The sequence below is a fragment of the Streptomyces prunicolor NBRC 13075 genome, from assembly GCF_000367365.1.
Taxonomy (GTDB): domain Bacteria; phylum Actinomycetota; class Actinomycetes; order Streptomycetales; family Streptomycetaceae; genus Streptomyces; species Streptomyces prunicolor.
Genome location: NZ_BARF01000025.1, coordinates 361,545 through 377,281 on the forward strand (window position 1 = coordinate 361,545; position 15,737 = coordinate 377,281).

14 protein-coding genes and 1 pseudogene are annotated in these 15,737 nt (G+C 70.8%); 7 read left to right on the plus strand and 8 right to left on the minus strand.

Annotated features, from left to right (window positions below):
* Positions 1-43: 43 nt before the first annotated feature.
* Positions 44-1,027, minus strand: coding sequence for an aldo/keto reductase (locus SPR02S_RS11400; protein WP_019057088.1), 984 nt, complete (start codon positions 1,025-1,027; stop codon positions 44-46).
* Positions 1,028-1,163: 136 nt separating this feature from the next.
* On the opposite strand from SPR02S_RS11400, the gene SPR02S_RS11405 reads away from it, so the two are divergent.
* Both SPR02S_RS11405 and SPR02S_RS11410 read left to right on the plus strand, forming a co-directional pair.
* Positions 1,164-2,897 carry a cholesterol oxidase substrate-binding domain-containing protein gene (locus tag SPR02S_RS11405; protein ID WP_245607545.1) on the plus strand — a complete coding sequence of 578 codons (1,734 nt, stop codon included), beginning with the start codon at positions 1,164-1,166 and terminating at the stop codon, positions 2,895-2,897.
* A 42-nt stretch (positions 2,898-2,939) separates the two neighbouring features.
* Positions 2,940-3,863, plus strand: coding sequence for a phytoene/squalene synthase family protein (locus SPR02S_RS11410; RefSeq protein WP_019057090.1), 924 nt, complete (start codon positions 2,940-2,942; stop codon positions 3,861-3,863).
* Here the strand turns inward: SPR02S_RS11410 and SPR02S_RS11415 are convergent.
* The 4 genes from SPR02S_RS11415 to SPR02S_RS11430 all read right to left on the minus strand — a co-directional run bounded on the left by SPR02S_RS11415 (position 3,860) and on the right by SPR02S_RS11430 (position 8,102).
* On the minus strand, positions 3,860-4,459 hold the full coding sequence (locus SPR02S_RS11415) for a TetR/AcrR family transcriptional regulator (RefSeq protein WP_019057091.1): 600 nt from the start codon (positions 4,457-4,459) through the stop codon (positions 3,860-3,862). The genes SPR02S_RS11410 and SPR02S_RS11415 overlap by 4 nt on opposite strands.
* A complete protein-coding gene (locus SPR02S_RS11420; protein ID WP_019057092.1) occupies positions 4,456-5,949 on the minus strand; it encodes an MFS transporter in 1,494 nt (497 codons plus the stop codon). Before SPR02S_RS11420 ends, SPR02S_RS11415 begins: the two co-directional genes overlap by 4 nt.
* A 118-nt stretch (positions 5,950-6,067) precedes the next feature.
* Complete coding sequence (locus tag SPR02S_RS11425) at positions 6,068-7,279, minus strand: FAD-dependent monooxygenase (protein WP_026150429.1); 1,212 nt, start codon at positions 7,277-7,279, stop codon at positions 6,068-6,070.
* A gap of 127 nt (positions 7,280-7,406) precedes the next feature.
* Complete coding sequence (locus tag SPR02S_RS11430; RefSeq protein WP_019057094.1) at positions 7,407-8,102, minus strand: ribonuclease H family protein; 696 nt, start codon at positions 8,100-8,102, stop codon at positions 7,407-7,409.
* A 161-nt stretch (positions 8,103-8,263) separates the two neighbouring features.
* Here SPR02S_RS11430 and SPR02S_RS11435 point away from each other — a divergent pair, with 161 nt between their 5' ends.
* Complete coding sequence (locus SPR02S_RS11435) at positions 8,264-9,478, plus strand: low temperature requirement protein A (RefSeq protein WP_026150430.1); 1,215 nt, start codon at positions 8,264-8,266, stop codon at positions 9,476-9,478.
* A gap of 13 nt (positions 9,479-9,491) precedes the next feature.
* Here the strand turns inward: SPR02S_RS11435 and SPR02S_RS11440 are convergent, their stop codons facing one another.
* Entirely contained in the window at positions 9,492-9,962 is a 471-nt protein-coding gene (locus tag SPR02S_RS11440) for a nuclear transport factor 2 family protein (protein WP_019057096.1), read from the minus strand.
* 57 nt (positions 9,963-10,019) lie between these two features.
* On the opposite strand from SPR02S_RS11440, the gene SPR02S_RS11445 reads away from it, so the two are divergent.
* The gene (locus SPR02S_RS11445) at positions 10,020-10,634 is read left to right on the plus strand and encodes a TetR/AcrR family transcriptional regulator (protein WP_019057097.1); all 615 of its coding nucleotides are present in this window, start codon (positions 10,020-10,022) and stop codon (positions 10,632-10,634) included.
* Positions 10,635-10,650: 16 nt separating this feature from the next.
* On the opposite strand, the pseudogene SPR02S_RS55575 reads toward SPR02S_RS11445, so the two are convergent.
* Positions 10,651-11,445: pseudogene (locus tag SPR02S_RS55575) on the minus strand (VOC family protein).
* A gap of 123 nt (positions 11,446-11,568) precedes the next feature.
* Here SPR02S_RS55575 and SPR02S_RS11455 point away from each other — a divergent pair.
* Positions 11,569-12,579 (plus strand): zinc-binding alcohol dehydrogenase family protein, encoded by a 1,011-nt coding sequence (locus SPR02S_RS11455; protein ID WP_019057100.1) that lies wholly within the window; start codon positions 11,569-11,571, stop codon positions 12,577-12,579.
* Positions 12,580-12,659: 80 nt separating this feature from the next.
* On the opposite strand, the gene SPR02S_RS11460 is transcribed toward SPR02S_RS11455, so the two are convergent.
* A complete protein-coding gene (locus tag SPR02S_RS11460) occupies positions 12,660-13,088 on the minus strand; it encodes an STAS domain-containing protein (RefSeq protein WP_019057101.1) in 429 nt (142 codons plus the stop codon).
* 232 nt (positions 13,089-13,320) lie between these two features.
* Here SPR02S_RS11460 and SPR02S_RS11465 point away from each other — a divergent pair, with 232 nt between their 5' ends.
* Both SPR02S_RS11465 and SPR02S_RS11470 read left to right on the plus strand, forming a co-directional pair.
* On the plus strand, positions 13,321-13,995 hold the full coding sequence (locus SPR02S_RS11465) for a response regulator transcription factor (RefSeq protein WP_019057102.1): 675 nt from the start codon (positions 13,321-13,323) through the stop codon (positions 13,993-13,995).
* Positions 13,996-14,003: 8 nt separating this feature from the next.
* Positions 14,004-15,668 carry a hybrid sensor histidine kinase/response regulator gene (locus SPR02S_RS11470; RefSeq protein ID WP_019057103.1) on the plus strand — a complete coding sequence of 555 codons (1,665 nt, stop codon included), beginning with the start codon at positions 14,004-14,006 and terminating at the stop codon, positions 15,666-15,668.
* Positions 15,669-15,737 lie beyond the last annotated feature (69 nt).

Below are 15,737 nucleotides of genomic sequence, written 5' to 3' on the forward strand. Positions count from 1 at the left end.
GCCGACCTTTCAAACGGAGGGCCGTTCCAACAGAGCCCGGGGCCTACCAGCGGCTTTCCACCTGGTCCTTGATCCGGCGGTCGTAGAGGTCCCGGATCGCGGTGAGCGTGTCCTCGGAGAGGGCGGGCAGCTTGGCCGCCGCCGCGTTGGCGCGGGCCTGTTCGGGTGAGCGGGCGCCGGGGATCACCGACGTGACGCCGGGCTGGTCGATGATCCAGCGCAGGGCCAGCTGGGCCGGGGTGTACCCCTCCGGGGCGAGCGCGGAGAACTCGGCGGCGGCCTCGACGCCCGTCGCGTAGTCGACGCCGGAGAAGGTCTCGCCCTGGTCGAAGGCCTCGCCGTGCCGGTTGTACGTTCGGTGATCGTTCTCCGGGAAGACCGTGTCCTTGGTGTACTTGCCGGACAGCAGGCCCGACGCGAGCGGCACGCGCGCGATGATGCCGACGCCCGCCTCCTGGGCGGCCGGGAGCACCTGGAGCAGGGGCTTCATGCGGAACGCGTTGAGGATGATCTGCACGCTGGTCACGTTCGGCCGGGCGATCGCGGTGAGGGCTTCCTCGCAGGTCTCGACGCTGACGCCGTACCGGGCGATGCGCTCCTCGGCGACCAGGGTGTCGAGGGCGTCGAACACCTCGTCCGAGGAGTAGACCGCCGTGGGCGGGCAGTGCAGCTGCACCAGGTCGATGCGGTCGACGCCGAGGTTGCGGCGCGAACGGTCGTTCCACGCGCGAAAGTTGTCGAGGACGTAGTTCTCGGGGATCTGGTCGACGCGGCGGCCCATCTTCGTCGCGACCAGGACATGCAGATCGGGCCGACCGCTCAGAAACGTGGCGATGGTCTGCTCGCTGCGCCCGTCGCCGTACACGTCGGCCGTGTCGAAGAAGGTCACCCCCGACTCCGCCGCCGCCTCCAGCACCGCGAGGGCTTCCTTGTCGTCGACGTCTCCCCAGTCGGCGCCCAGCTGCCAGGTGCCGAGACCGACGACGGACAGCTGCTGATTCGACCTGCCGATTACACGTTCGTCCATGCCCTCAGTCTGTCATCCGCCACTGACATGCGCGGATCGGGCTCCTCCGGGCCGCGACCTGTGAATCTTTCACTCACACGAGTGAACCGGTTCGACAGGATGCCTACTCGTGTCAACGCGCACTTAGCGTGTGCGCGTGACCGATCATGTGGCGAACAACCTCCAATCGGGGAGCGGCAGTTCCGCTCCCTGGACCCGTCGCGGCTTCCTCCTCTCGGCAGCGGCCCTGGCCGCCGTACCCGTACTCCTGACGGCCGATCCCGCCGTCGCGTCGGCCGAGCTGCCCGGCTTCCCGGCCGACGTCGACCTCTACCGCTCGGCGTACCGGAACTGGGTCGGCGAGATCACCGCCGACGGCATGTGGGCGTGCGCGCCGACCGACGCCGACCAGGTGGTGTCCGTCGTCAACTGGGCCTGGCAGCACGGCTGGCGGGTCCGCCCCCGCGGCTCCTCACACGGCTGGTCACCGCTGACGATCGAGTCCGGTACGACGTCCGACGCGCCGGTGCTGCTGGTCGACACCGCCCCGCACCTCACCGGCCTGACCCTGGACCCCGCCTCGGCCGTGCGGGCCGGCACCGGGATCACCCTGGAGGCCCTGCTCACCTTCCTGGAGGGCCACGGCCTCGGTCTCACCGCCTCCCCCGCACCCGGCGATCTGACGCTCGGCGGCGCCCTGGCCATCGACGCGCACGGCACGGCCGTACCGGCGCACGGCGAGGAGCGGACCGCCGGGCACACCTTCGGGTCGCTCAGCAATCTGGTGCTGTCGCTGACGGCGGTGGTGTGGGACACGGAGACCGGCGCGTACGTGCTGCGGACCTATACCCGCGACGAGGCGGACTGCGCGGCGCTGCTCACGCATCTGGGGCGGGCACTGGTCACCGAGGTCGTACTGCGGGTCGGGGCCAACGCCAACCTGCGCTGCGTCAGCCGTACGGACATTCCGGCGACCGAGCTGTTCGGGGCCCCCGGCTCCGGCGGGCGGACCTTCGCGAGCTTCCTGGACGAGGCGGGGCGGGCCGAGGCGATCTGGTTCGCGTTCACCGAATTCCCCTGGCTGAAGGTGTGGAGCGTCGCACCGACCCGGCCGCTGACCTCGCGGCACGTCGCATCGCCGTACAACTACCCGTTCTCCGACAACGTGCCGACACTGATCGCGGATCTCGTCGGGCGGATCCTGTCGGATGCTGCCTGGTATCTGGCGCCGGTGCTGGGCAACGCCCAACTCGACGTCGCCGCACTGGGGTTGACGACAACACTGTCGGCGGACATCTGGGGTCCTTCGAAGAACACGCTGCTCTACATCAAGCCGACGACCCTGCGTGAGACCGCCAACGGCTACGCGGTGCTCACCTCGCGGGCCCAAGTGCAGCGCGTGGTCCACGAGTTCACGGACTTCTACCAGGAACGGCTCACCGCCTACGCGGCACTCGGCCGCTTCCCCGTCAACGGCACCGTCGAGATCCGGGTCACCGGCCTCGACCACCCCGCCGACACCGAACTCGCGGGCGCCCGCGCCCCGTTGCTGTCCGCGCTGCGCCCGAGCACCGAGCACCCGGAGTGGGACACGGCGGTCTGGCTGGACGTCCTGACCCTGCCCGGCACGCCGTACGCGGAGGAATTCCTGCGGGAGTTGGAGCAGTTCCTGTACCGCTCCTACGACGGCACCGATGCCCTGACCCGGGTCGAGTGGTCGAAGGGCTGGGCCTATACGGAGGAGGCCGCGTGGAGTGACGAGGAGGTGCTGGGCACGGCGATCCCGGGCTCGTTCGGGGAGTCGGTGTGGGGACAGGCGGCGGGGACCTTCGACCGGCTGGACCCGCACGGGGTGTTCGGGAACGCCTTCCTGGACCGGCTGTTCGGCTAGGGCTGGCTAGGCTGTCTCCGGGTCCTTGAGCTGGGGAGAGTTGTGAGCAGTTGGTCCACCGCACTGACGAAGGCGGGCATCACCGATCCGCGACTGCGGCGCGCCTACGATGCCCAGCGCGGGATCGTCCGCAAGTACGCGCCGCACGAGTACGTGGCGGTACGGCTGTTGCTGCCGGCGGAGCTGCATCCACCGGTCGTCGCCGCGGTGGCCTACATGCACGCGACCGACGAACTGATCGACACCGGTGACGTGGACGCGCGTACGGCGGCCCTCGCCTCCTGGGACGCCGAGACCACGGCGGCCCTGGAGAGCGGCGAACCGCCCGTCCAGGACACTCTGTTGACGCTCTGGGACACCGCGCGTCGTCGCCCGCACATGGCCGCCCGGGTGCGCGCCTTCCTCGACGGCGCTCCCGTCGAGGCGAGTTGGACCGGCTTCGAGACGGAGGCCGACTTCCAGGCGTACGTGGACGGTTACTCGCTGCCCGGCCTGTTGCTGACCGCGTCGCTGCTCGCACCGGCCGACCCCGACGCGTACGAGTCGTACGTCAAGGGCTGCCGGGATCTGATCGAGGGCTGGCAGCGCAGTGACTTCCTCGCCGACCTCTGCGAGGACGCCGACAACGACCGCATCGGTATCCCACGGGACGAACTCGCCCGGCACGGACTGAAGTTCGAGGACCTGCGCAGCAAGTCACCGGCGTGCGTACCGGCGTTGGACCACGTGGTCCGGGCACAGGCCGACCTCGCGGAGACCACGCTCGCCGGCTGCCGTACGCTTCCCGCTCTCGTCGCGGCGGAACACCGGCCGTTCCTCGACGCGTTGATCGCCGTCCAGGAACTGCGGCTCGGCGCGGTGCGACGCGAAGGGGGCCGGGTTCTGCTGCACGACACGGGTCCCGCGACGTTGGCCACGCTGCGGGTCCTGGCCCGGCAGTACCGCAAGGCGCGCCGCTACGCCTAGGGCGTCAACTGGGCCTGCACAGTGGGTCCGTAGCGGTCCACGATGGTGTCGACCGCGGTCGCTCGCAGTTCGGTGCCGCGGGCGATGCCGTACATGACGCCGAGGCCGAGGAGGGTCGCCACGGCGAGTTCGGCGCGCAGGCCGGCGTCGGGACCGGGGAGGCGGGCGGCGAGGCGGTCGACCACGTGGGCGCGGAAGTTGACGCGCAGGATGTCGCCGTGGTCGCCCTGGAGGGGCGCGAACGCGATCCGCAGCAGCGGGTCGGCGCCCCGCTCGCGCTGGCTGACCAGGACGTGCCGGACCATGTGGCGGCCGAGTCCGTCGAGCGGGGCGTCGAGGAGGTCCTCGGCGTCGGTCTCGAAGGACATGACGCGGGCGAAGAGGGCGTCCTTGTTGCCGAAGTACTTGAGGATCAACGGCGCGCTGACACCGGCGCGTTCGGCGACGGCCTTGAGGGTGATGTCGGCGTGCGCGTTCCGCGCGAGGAGATAGCGGGCGGCCCTGAGGATGGCCGCCTTGGTCGCCTCGGCGTCCCGGCGTGCGGGCGGGGACGCGGTGGGTGGCGTGGTGGGTGGAGTGGTGCTCACGGCACTCATGCTCCCTCCAGCGCCTCGTCCCGCGCGCCCTCCGTACGGTCCCCGGCGCGCCGAGTGTCGTCCGGAGCGGGGTCGCCCGGGATGGTCAGTGCCGCCGCGCTGGCCACCAGGGCGATCACGCCCGCGATGCCGAACGCCATCAGGTAACCGTGCAGCGTGGGCAGCGGGAGCCCGCCGACCAGGCTGGTGTGGTGCACCAGCACGGCGGCCACCACGGCGCTGGAGACGGCCTGGCCGATGGTGCGCATCAGGACGTTGACGCCGTTCGCGGACGCGGTCTGGCCGGCCGGGACGGCGCGCAGGATGAGCGTGGGCAGCGCCGAGTAGGCGAAGGTGGTGCCGCTGGCCACGATCGTCGCGCCCAGGATGATCGTCCACAGGTCACGGCTGTCGGCGATGCGCACCACATAGCCGAGCGCGATGATCACGGCGCCGAGGGCGAGCGTGATGCGCGGGCCGCGGGCCGCCGAGATGCGGGCGGAGACGGGTGAGAGCAGCAGCATGGTGATGCCGCCGGGCAGCAGGCACAGCCCGGTCTGGACGATGGACAGCCCGAGCCCGTACCCGGTCGCCTTGGGTGCCTGCACCAGTTGGGCGGTGACGAGGGAGTTGGCGTAGAACGCGAAGCCGGTCAGCAGGGCCGCCACATGGGACAGACCCACCCGGGGCCGGGACACCAACCGCAGGTCCACCAGCGGGAGTTCGGTACGCAGCTGCTGCCACCACCACAGGCCGAACACGACGACCGTGGCGAGGAACAGCCCCAGGATCCGCGGACTCCCCCATCCCCACTGACCGCCCTGCGACACCCCGAGCAGCAGACACACCAGTCCTACGGCCAGTCCCAGCGCGCCGAGCACGTCGAAGCGGCCCGGCTCCCGGACGGGCGACTCGCGCACCGCCCACCAGATCCCCCACACACCGATCGCGCCGAGCGCGCTGGTCGCCCAGAACATGACGTGCCAGTTGGCGTACTGCACGATCAGCGCCGCGAGCGGCAGTCCGAGCGCGGCGCCGATACCGACCGTGGAGCTCATGAACGCCACGGCGCTGCCCCGGCGCTCCGGGGGCAGTTCGTCGCGCAGGATGCTGATCGACAGGGGTACGACGGCTGCGGCGGCGCCTTGCAGGGCGCGGGCGAAGATCAGGACGCGGATGTCGGAGGACAGGGCGCACATGACCGAGCCGACGGTCATCAGGCTCAGGGCGCCGGTCAGGACCCGCCGCTTGCCGTACATGTCGCCGGCCCGGCCGAGCACGGGGGTGAGGACCGCGCCGGAGAGCAGGGTCGCGGTGACCATCCAGGACACCGCGCCCGGGGAGGAGTGCGTCAGCCGGGGCAGGGACGGCAGCAGCGGGACGACCACGGTCTGCATGACCGCCATGAGGATCCCGCCGAACGCCAGCACCGGAACGGTGAACCGGTCCCGCAAGGGGCTCCGCCCGGCGAGGCTGCCGGACGGGTCGGGTATCGGGACGGGCTGGCCCATGGGCACTCCAGCTGGCATGAAAAAGGAGGTGAATGACTATTCACCCTAACTGGTGAATAGTCATTCACCCAACCTTCCCAGGCCGCTCGCGGAAGCCGAACCGCTCCCGGAGGGTGCCCTACTTGCGGGAGGCGAGCGCCCGCGCGTGCACGGTCCGCGCGACCTTGGGGCCGAGCCACCGCTTGAACCGGCGCAGCGCCTCCAGCCGTCCGGCCGCCTTGTCGAGGCCGTAGTACACCTGCGGCGGGACGTACGGCAGCAGGGGCGAGTGGCGCTGGCCGAGCAGGGCGAACATGCGGTGCGGGGGCAGGTGGATGTAGCGCTGCAGGTTCTCGTACCACTGGGCGCTGTAGCGGGCCGCGCTCTGGATGGACAACAGGGCGGACCTACGCCGCTGTTCGTAGGCGGCGAGGGCCTGCGGCAGTTCGGTGTGCTCGCGCAGGGCGTCCGCGAGCGCGATGGCGTCCTCCAGGGCGAGGGTGGTGCCGGCGCCGATGGAGTAGTGGGTGGTGTGGGCGGCGTCGCCGAGCAGGACGAGGTTGTCGCGGTGCCAGGTGCGGTTGGTGAGAGTGCGGAAGTTGAGCCACTGGGCGCTGCCGTCGGCGGAGGCGCGGCCGATCAGTGAGTGGCCGTCGAGGAGGTCGGCGAAGAGCTTCTCCAGCAGGGCGAGTCCGTCGGCCTCGGCCGCGGTGTCGAGGCCGAGCCCGGTCCAGGTCTCGGGTGCGCACTCGATGACACAGGTGCTGCCCTCGGGGCCGAACGCGTAGCCGTAGCACCAGATCCAGCCGTGGTCGGTCTCCACGAAGGCGAAGGTGAAGGAGCCGAAGACCTTGCTGGTGCCGAGCCAGATGTACTGGTTGAGGCCGGGCTTGAGTTCGGCGCCGAAGTGGTCGGCGTGCCGGGTGCGCAGCGCGCTGTTGACGCCGTCGGCGGCCACGATCAGATCGGCGTCGGGGAGGTCGTCGGCAGTCACCTCGCACTCAAACTCCAGCCGTACGCCCAGAGTTCGGGCCCGTTCGGCGAGGATCTTGAGGAGTCGGTGGCGGCCGATGCCGTGGCCCTCGTCCCCGGGTTGAGTGGTCGTCAGGTCCCGGATGCGGGCGACGCCGTCGCTCCAGCGCACCGAGTGCTCGTCGACGGCCTGCGCGGACTCCGGGTCGTACTCCCGGAGTTGGTCGAGCAGACCACGCCAGTACGTCACGCCCCAGCCGTAGGTCGAGCCCTCGGCGTTGCGCTCGTAGACGGTGATGTCGTGGGACGGGTCCTGACGCTTCAGCAGGATCGAGAGATACAGACCGGCGGGCCCGCCTCCGACACAGGCGACCTTCACGCGCACACCCCTGGGGATTACTCAAAGTGGTCAAGTGGAACCGCAGAGTAGCAGGCTGGAGACACAAGAAAGTCCCATCGGCCTCGGGACTCGAAGGCCGATGGGACGCGTCGGGCAGGCGAGAGGCTTACGCCTCGGCCGTGGCGCACTCCGGGTGGCCCCAGCCCTTGGGGTTCTTGGTGATGGGCTCGCCGGCCGCGTAGGCGCGACCGCACAGGCAGCGGCCGGGGAACTTGGCCTTGATGGTGCGGGAGGCCGAACTCGTGCTCTTCCGGGGCGACTTGGCGCCACCCGCGCGGGCGGGCTTCTTCGGGGTGTCGGGCGAGGGGGGCGGTTCCGGGGAGCCGAGGTCGCTGCCCGCGGGTTCCTGGACGATGGCCGCCTGGCTGGCCGCGCGGTCGGCGAAGTCGTTCAGCGGGTCGCCGTCGACCTGGTGGGCGGGGACGTAACGGAACTCGACCGAGCGGCCGCCGAGGAGTTCGTCGATACGGACGACCAACTCCTGGTTGGCGACCGGCTTTCCGCCCGACGTCTTCCAGCCGTTGCGCTTCCAGCCCGGCAGCCAGGTGGTGACCGCCTTCATGGCGTACTGCGAGTCCATCCGGATCTCCAGCGGTACGTCCGGTGCGATCGCCGTCAACAGGCGCTCCAGCGCGGTGAGTTCGGCGACGTTGTTGGTGGCCTTGCCGAGCGGTCCCGCCTCCCAGCGGGCCGGGCTCTCCTTGTCGTCCGAGACGACCCACGCCCAGGCGGCCGGCCCGGGATTCCCTTTCGAAGCCCCGTCGCACGCGGCCACCACACGTTCACGCATGCGCCCGATCATGCCATGACCGCGCGACGGGCTCCGCGACACCCCGGGCGAGCTCCCGCCCGGCGAGCAGGGCAGGGCTCCATCGGTCACCTCTTCTCCCTGGACCGGGAGAACGCGGCCCGGCCGTGGACCGTATCCGAAGATCTCCTCCGCCGGCCCTCTACGCTGCGCGCATGACCACGCGACAAGAGCAATGGGCCCGGGTGCGCCGCCACTTGTGGCGACCGCCACGTCCCCATGGGGAGCAGCCGCGCGAGCGCGTGGTCGGGCCGCTGGAACTCTTCTACGACCTCGTTGTGGTCGTGCTGGTCGCGCAGGCCGCCCACCATCTGTCCGGGGAGCTCGACTGGCACGGACTGGGCCTGTTCGCCGCGGTGTTCGCGCTGGTGTGGATCGCCTGGTTCAACGGCAGCCTGCACCACGAACTGCACGGGCACGAGGATGCCCGCGGCCGGAGCATGTTCCTGCTGCAGATCCTCGTGCTCGTCCCGCTGGGCGCGTTCATCCCCGAGGCGGGCGCCGAGCGCGGAACCGCGTTCGCCGTGGACGCGGGGGTGCTGTTCGCGGTCCTGGCGCTGTTGTGGCTGCTCGCCTCGCGCAGTGACACCCCCGAGTTCCGGCGCCCCAGCGTGCTGTACGTGGCGGGGACCGCCGCCTGTGCGGTCGTGCTGGCCGCGAGCGCGGCGCTGCCCGCCGACGCCCGCGTGCTGACCTGGGGTGTGCTGGCCGTCGGCTACCTGGCGGGGTTCGTGTTCGTCATCGCCCGAGCCATTCCGGAAGAGGTGGTGGCGCTCAGCGTGACCGCCGCGCTCACCGAACGGTTCGGGCTGTTCATCATCATCGTGCTCGGCGAGAACGTGACCGGAGTGGTCGACGGACTGGCCCACGAGCCGACCAACGCGCTCACCCTCGCCGTCGGGCTCGTCGCCGTGGTCGTCGGATTCGGCGCGTGGTGGACCTACTTCGACTTCGCGGGACACCGGCTGCCGAGGCCCACGCGCGCGTGTGCCCTGCGGTGGATGATGGTCCATCTGCCGATCACGGCCGCGGTGGCCGCCATGGGCGCCGCGATGGTCGGCCTCGTCGAGCACGCCCACGACAGCCGGACCCCTGCCGCCACGGCCTGGGTGCTCTGCGGGGGCGCGGCCGTCGTACTCTGCGCGACGATGGTGCTCGCGGCATCCCTGCGCCACTGGAACGAGAACCTCGGGCTCTACCGCCCCCTGGCCCGCACCTGTGTCGCCATGGCCCTCCTCTGCGTGGGCGTCGGCGCCCTGCGCCCGGCTCCCCTCGTCCTCGGCCTGGCCCTCGTCCTGCTCTTCGGCATCCCCTGGGGAGTCGCCGTGGCCAACCGCGTGGCCAACTACCAGGAAGAACCGGCCACATGACCGCACACCGGCGTCAGGGCGTCGAGGGCCGCGTCTCGGTCCAGTCGACCATCAGCCGGCGTTCGGCGAAGTACCAGTCGCCGTCGCGCTTGGTGAATTCGTCGAGGTAGCGGATGGAGGCGATCATCAGCGTGCGCTGCCCGGATTCGTCGACCCCGATGTGATGGGCCAGGCAGTAGCTCTCGCCGGTCGCCCGGTCGTCGCCGTCCATGGAAATGGTGCTCTGGCCGTTGAAGTGGGTGGTGGCCCGGTAGACGTTGAGGTTGTCGAACACCGGGGCCAGGGACTCGCGCCCGTGCAGGGTCTGTGTCGGCTCGGCGGCGGTGGCGTCCATGAACACCAGGAAGCGGGTGTCCTCGGTGAACAGGCTCATCTGGCCCTTGGCGTCCCGCCGGTCCGCGCAGTGCGCGTAGGCGTCGATCAGCTCGCGGATGGCGAGTCGGTCGGCGGCTTCCCGGGGTGAGATCTCGGTGTGCGAGGCCATGGCTTTCCCTTTCGCCGCACTATTTGACACATGTATACAATCACTCGCCATGGCAGGGTGCAACGACAACCCCAGGAGGGCGGAGCCCTGAGCAACCGGATCGATCCACGCATCACCCGCACGACCCGTGCCTTCGAGGAGGCCATCGTCGACCTGGCCGGCCGACGGCCCGTCTCACAGATCACCATCGGCGAACTGGCCGACCGCGCCGGGGTCACCCGCGCCACGTTCTACAACCGCTGCAACTCCCCGCTGGACCTGCTCATCCAGGTGCTCCACGACGACCTGGAGCGCGGCCACCGCCGCGAGGCCGAACACCGTGCACAGGGCGGGTACTCGGCCCACGAACTGCTGCGGATGTCCACGGCGGAGGTGGCCGACCACGTCGAGCGGTACCTGCCGATCTACCGGCACGCCCTCGACGACTCCGCCGACAGCGGTGTCTACGACGCGCTCGTGCGCCACTTCAGCGACTACGCCCTGACCTTCATGGCCGACGGCGACCACCCGGGGCTGCCCGAGGCCAACCGGCGGATGATCGCGCAGTTCATGGCGCACGGCTTCGCGGGAGCCATCAGGGCATGGCTGAAGGACCCCGCCGTCACGAAGGACGACATGGTCGACGCGGCCGTCGCCTGCGCGCCCGCCTGGTGGGCGGGCGACGGCAGTTGACGAACGGCCCGCTCGGCTAGACGTCCGTCATCGACGGCATCTCGCCCTGCGTCGTGGTCATGTCGATCACCGAGAACGAGGCGCCCTGCGGGTCGCTCAGCGCCGCGAACCGTCCGAAGGGGCTGTCCATGGGACCGAAGCGCAGCACGGCACCGAGCTTGGTGGCCTTGGCGATGGCGTCGTCGCAGTTGTCGACGGTGAAGTAGACGTTGACGTACGACGGCACCTCGGGCGGGAACTCCTCGCCCATCTTCATCCGGCCCAGGACCGTGTTCTCACCGAGGTTGTAGACGCGGAAGTCGACGTTGTCGTCCTCCACCTGCTGTGCCGAGTACGAGAAGACCGCCGGGAAGAACCCGTCCGCCTTCTCCGGTTCGCGGGTGAAGACCTCGGCCCAGGCGTAGGCACCGGGCACGCCCGAGGCCTCGAAGCCCTCGTGGGTGCCGCCCTGCCAGATACCGAAGACCGCGCCGCTGGGCTCACTGGCCAGGCACATCGTGCCGAAGTCGCCGACCTGCATCGGCTCCATCAGCACCTGCCCGCCGTTCTCCCGGACCTTCGCCGCCGTGGCCGCCGCGTCCGGTGACGCCAAGTAGAGGCACCACTGCGACTGCCCCTCCGCTCCGGGCATCGGCGGTACGACCGCCGCCACGGCCTTTCAGTCGACGTAGGCCTGGGTGTAGTTGCCGTACTCCGACGACGCGTCGCCGAAGGTCCAGCCGAGGACGTCGCCGTAGAAGCTCTTCGCTCCCTCGACGTCGCTGAACATCGCGTCGGCCCAACAGGGCGTTCCCTCAGGTTGTACGGCCATGGCTGCGGCCCTCTCCGATTGGTGGGGTGTCGTCCGGTTTCTCACGCTAGTCACCCGGGGAGCGGGGCGCGCGCCGAACGCCGAGGTCCGTTCCACACTGGACGTATGGCGGATACGACGACGATGCGCGCGTGGGCCGTGACCGAGCCGGGGCCCGTCGAGGGAGGCTCACTCCAGCTCGTGGAGAAGCCGGTGCCCGTGCCTGGGGATGACGAACTCCTCGTGCACGTGCGCGCGTGCGGGGTGTGCCGGACCGATCTGCATGTCACCGAGGGGGATCTGCCGGTGCACCGGCCCGGGGTGACTCCGGGGCACGAGGTCGTCGGCGTAGTGGCGGGGTTCGGGGCGGCGGTGAGTGGCTTCACGGTCGGCGACCGGGTGGGCGTCGCGTGGCTGCGGCACACCGACGGCACCTGCGTGTACTGCCTGCGCGGGGCCGAGAATCTGTGCCCGCGCTCCGAGTACACCGGCTGGGACGCGGACGGCGGCTACGCGGAGTACACGACCGTACCGGCCGCGTTCGCCCACCGACTCCCCGCCGACCTCGACGACGTCGCCCTGGCGCCCCTGCTGTGCGCCGGGATCATCGGCTACCGTGCCCTGCGCCGGGCCGCGCTGCCACCGGGCGGTCGGCTCGGTCTCTACGGCTTCGGGGGCAGCGCCCATCTGTGCGCCCAGGTGGCACTGGCCGAGGGGGCCACCGTGCATGTGCTGACCCGGGGCCGGGCTGCGCGGCGGCTCGCGCTGGAGCTGGGGGCGGCCTCGGCGCGTGACGCGTACGAGGCGCCGCCGGAGCCGCTCGACAGCGCGATCCTGTTCGCGCCGGTCGGCGATCTCGTCCCGGTGGCGCTGCGGGCGCTCGACCGGGGCGGCGTCCTCGCGATCGCCGGCATCCACCTCAGCGACACACCGCCCCTGAACTACGAGCACGAGCTGTTCTACGAACGGGAGTTGCGCAGCGTCACCTCCAACACCCGTGCGGACGCACGGGAGTTCCTCGATCTGGCCGCCCGGCACGACGTGCGCGCGACCACGCACACCTATCCGCTCTCGCGGGCCTCGGACGCGCTGACGGATCTGAAGGCCGGTCGCTTCGACGGGGCCGCGGTTCTGGTGAACGACCTCAGCAGGTAGGCGGCGCACGGGGGTTCCCGGACGCCTACCGCAACGGCAGTTTCCCGTATCCGCTGATCGCGGCCGACCGGGTCCGAGTCTCAGCGCCCGGCGATCATGGAGGCCGCCTCCGGGAGGCCGGGCACCGGGTCCAGTACGTCCAGCGTGCCGTGCGCCCGCAACAGGCGCACGGTGCGCGGGGCGCACACCACGGCGAACCCCGCCTCGAACTCCCGCACCCGGCGGCGGAAGCGCAGGACCAGGTTGAGGCCGGTGGAGTCGATGAACGTGGTGCGGCGCAGATCGACGACGTACGCGGGCGCGCGCACGGCGACGACGGAGTCCAGCCACTCGCGCAGCGGGCCGGCGGTCGCGAGGTCGAGGTCGCCGTGCAGGTCGACGACCAGCAGGCCGTCCCGCGCGCCCAGCAGGGCGTGTTGGCCGGGCGCGGGCCAGGCCGGGGTGGGCACCGGCTCCAGGTTTGTGGCGTGCAACAGGTCGTTCTCGGACAACAGGCTGTTCTCGCGCAAGGTGTTCCGTCCCCGTTCCGTGCCTTTCGCGCGCGGGCGCGCGATCCGGCGCGGGTCCGTGCGGCGGCTTCGACATCCCCGCACCGCACGAGCCCGCGCCGGAACTCCCCCCGAGCGGCTCCCCCTTGAACCGTGGGTACCAACTGTTCTACCTTCGCCACATGGTCGGGGCATCAACGCCCGCTCATCAGCGACACAACGAGCGGGCAGCAGTTGGGCCAGGTGATCCGGAATGCGTCCGCACCTCGCCCTGATCGAGGACGAACCCGATTTCGCACTGATGTGCCGTTCCTATCTGGAACGCGAGGGATTCACCGTCACCTGGGCCATGGACGCCCGAGCCGGCAAGTCCGTCCTCTACGAGAGCCGCGTCGATCTCGCCGTACTCGATCTGGGCCTCCCGGACGGCAGCGGCCTCGAACTCCTGCGGGCACTGCGCTCCACCAGCCGCCTCCCGGTCATCGTGGTCACCGGGCGCGGCGCCGAGGCCGACCGGGTGGCGGGACTGGAGATCGGCGCCGACGACTACCTGGTCAAGCCGTTCTCCCAACGGGAGTTGGTGGCCCGCATCCGAGCAGTGCTGCGCAGATCGCAGCCGCCGGAGATGCCGGCGGTCCTCCAGATCGGCTCGCTGCGGATCGACACGGCGGCCCGCCAGGCGTCTGCCGACGGCGTCCTCCTGACGCTACGGCCCAAGGAGTACGCCCTGTTGGAGATGCTCGGGGAGGCGCCCGGCCGGGTGTTCTCCACGGAGCAGGTGCTGGAGCGGATCTGGGGTGCCTCCTGGCAGCAGCCCGCGACCGTGATCGAGCACGTGTACCGCCTGCGCGGCAAGCTCGCGGCACTCCCCACGCCCGCACCCCGGATCACCACGGTCCGCGGGTACGGCTACCGCCTCGACCCCTGAGAGTCGCCATGCCGCCCCTCGCCGCCCCGGACTTCCGGCTGCTCTTCGACGCGTCGCTGTCCCCGCTCCTGATCCTCAGTCCCGACTTCACCATCGTCGAAGTCAACCGCGCGTACCTCACCGCCACCCGTACGGAACGCACGATTGTCGGGCACCGCATCTTCGACGTCTTCCCCGACAACCCGGACGACCCCTCGGCCGACGGGGTCGCCAATCTGCGCCGCTCGCTGGAGTCGGTGGTGGCGACGGGCCGCAAGGACACGATGGCCCTGCAGCGCTACGACATCCCCGGCGGCGAGGCGGGCACCTTCGACGAGCGGTACTGGAGTCCCGTCAACTCCCCTGTCCTGGACGCCGAAGGACGCGTCACGCACATCATCCACCGGGTGGAGGACGTCACCGACTTCGTGCATCTGCGCCACGTCGGCCGGGAGCAGGAACGCGCGGCAGCCGAGGCGCAGATGCGGGCCGAGGGCATGGAGATCGACCTGTTCGTCCGGGCCCGGGAGATCCGCGAGGTCAACGACCAGTTGAGCCGCGCGAACGCCGAACTCGACGCTGCGGGGCGGCAGTTGCGGGAGGAGCAGCGGGCCAAGGACCGCTTCATCGCCACGCTCTCGCACGAGCTGCGCAACCCGCTCGCCGCCGCCACCGCGGCCGTGGAGTTGCTCGCGCTGGACCTGCCGGACGCCGGCCGTCCCGCACTGTCCGTCCTGGAACGGCAGTTGGGCACGCTGGTCCGGATGAGCAACGATCTCCTCGACGGGACAAGGGCGTTGACCGGACGCCTGGACCTGGTGCCCGAGCGGGTAGACGTGCGGACCGTGGCCGAGGCGGCGTGCGCCGACATCCGGAACCTCTTCGGACACGAGGAGCGCACACTCCAAGTCACCCTGCCGGACAAGCCCGTTGTGGTCGACGGGGACCGGCTGCGGCTGGCGCAGGTACTGACGAACCTGCTGTCCAACGCGCTCAAGTACACCCCGCCCGGCGGGCATACGGAGGTCCGCCTCGCGATCGACGAGGGCCGGGCCCGGCTCACGGTCCAGGACGACGGCATCGGTTTCGAACCCGCCCAGGCAGAGGACCTGTTCGGGGTGTTCACCCGCGCGGCCCCGGCGGGCCCCAACACACCCGAGGGCCTCGGCCTGGGGCTCGCGGTCGCCCGCACGGTGGTCGACCTGCACGGCGGCCGGATCACCGCCCACAGCGAAGGCCCCGGCAAGGGGGCAACGTTCACGGTCCTCCTGCCCCGGGCGGACGAGGAGGCGCCGCAGCCGCCACGACCCTCCGCATCGCCTCGCCCCCGGCGCCAACTGGCCATCCTGATCGTCGAAGACAACACCGACCTGGCCGCGACCTACCGCACCCTCCTGGAGCGCCAAGGTCACCACGTCACCGCCGTGCACACCGGCGCGGACGCGCTCACCGCGACCGAGTCCGACGTCTTCGACGTGGTCCTGTGCGACCTGGGCCTGCCCGACACCGACGGCTACACGGTAGCCCGTACGGTACGCGCCCGCCCGCACGGCACCCGGCCGCGCCTGATCGCGGTCTCCGGCTTCAGCCAGGGCACCGACCGAACGCTGTCCCGGGCGGCCGGTTTCGACGCCCATCTCGCGAAGCCGCTCCCGCTGACCGATCTGCTGGAGTTCCTGGAGAGCCCCGAGTAGTCGGGCGTCTTCCGCCTTCCGTCCGGCTGTGCTTGCCTGAGGGGCCGTTTTCCGGTGCCGGGGGCGGGA

Excerpts from the sequence above, each read along its gene's own strand:
- SPR02S_RS11400 (WP_019057088.1), bottom strand. The coding sequence starts at position 1,027 with ATGGACGAACGTGTAATCGGCAGGTCGAATCAGCAGCTGTCCGTCGTC.
- SPR02S_RS11415 (WP_019057091.1), bottom strand. The coding sequence starts at position 4,459 with ATGAGTGCCGTGAGCACCACTCCACCCACCACGCCACCCACCGCGTCC.
- SPR02S_RS11420 (WP_019057092.1), bottom strand. The coding sequence starts at position 5,949 with ATGGGCCAGCCCGTCCCGATACCCGACCCGTCCGGCAGCCTCGCCGGG.
- SPR02S_RS11430 (WP_019057094.1), bottom strand. The coding sequence starts at position 8,102 with ATGATCGGGCGCATGCGTGAACGTGTGGTGGCCGCGTGCGACGGGGCT.
- SPR02S_RS11435 (WP_026150430.1), top strand. The coding sequence starts at position 8,264 with ATGACCACGCGACAAGAGCAATGGGCCCGGGTGCGCCGCCACTTGTGG.
- SPR02S_RS11440 (WP_019057096.1), bottom strand. The coding sequence starts at position 9,962 with ATGGCCTCGCACACCGAGATCTCACCCCGGGAAGCCGCCGACCGACTC.
- SPR02S_RS11455 (WP_019057100.1), top strand. The coding sequence starts at position 11,569 with ATGCGCGCGTGGGCCGTGACCGAGCCGGGGCCCGTCGAGGGAGGCTCA.
- SPR02S_RS11465 (WP_019057102.1), top strand. The coding sequence starts at position 13,321 with ATGCGTCCGCACCTCGCCCTGATCGAGGACGAACCCGATTTCGCACTG.
- SPR02S_RS11470 (WP_019057103.1), top strand. The coding sequence starts at position 14,004 with ATGCCGCCCCTCGCCGCCCCGGACTTCCGGCTGCTCTTCGACGCGTCG.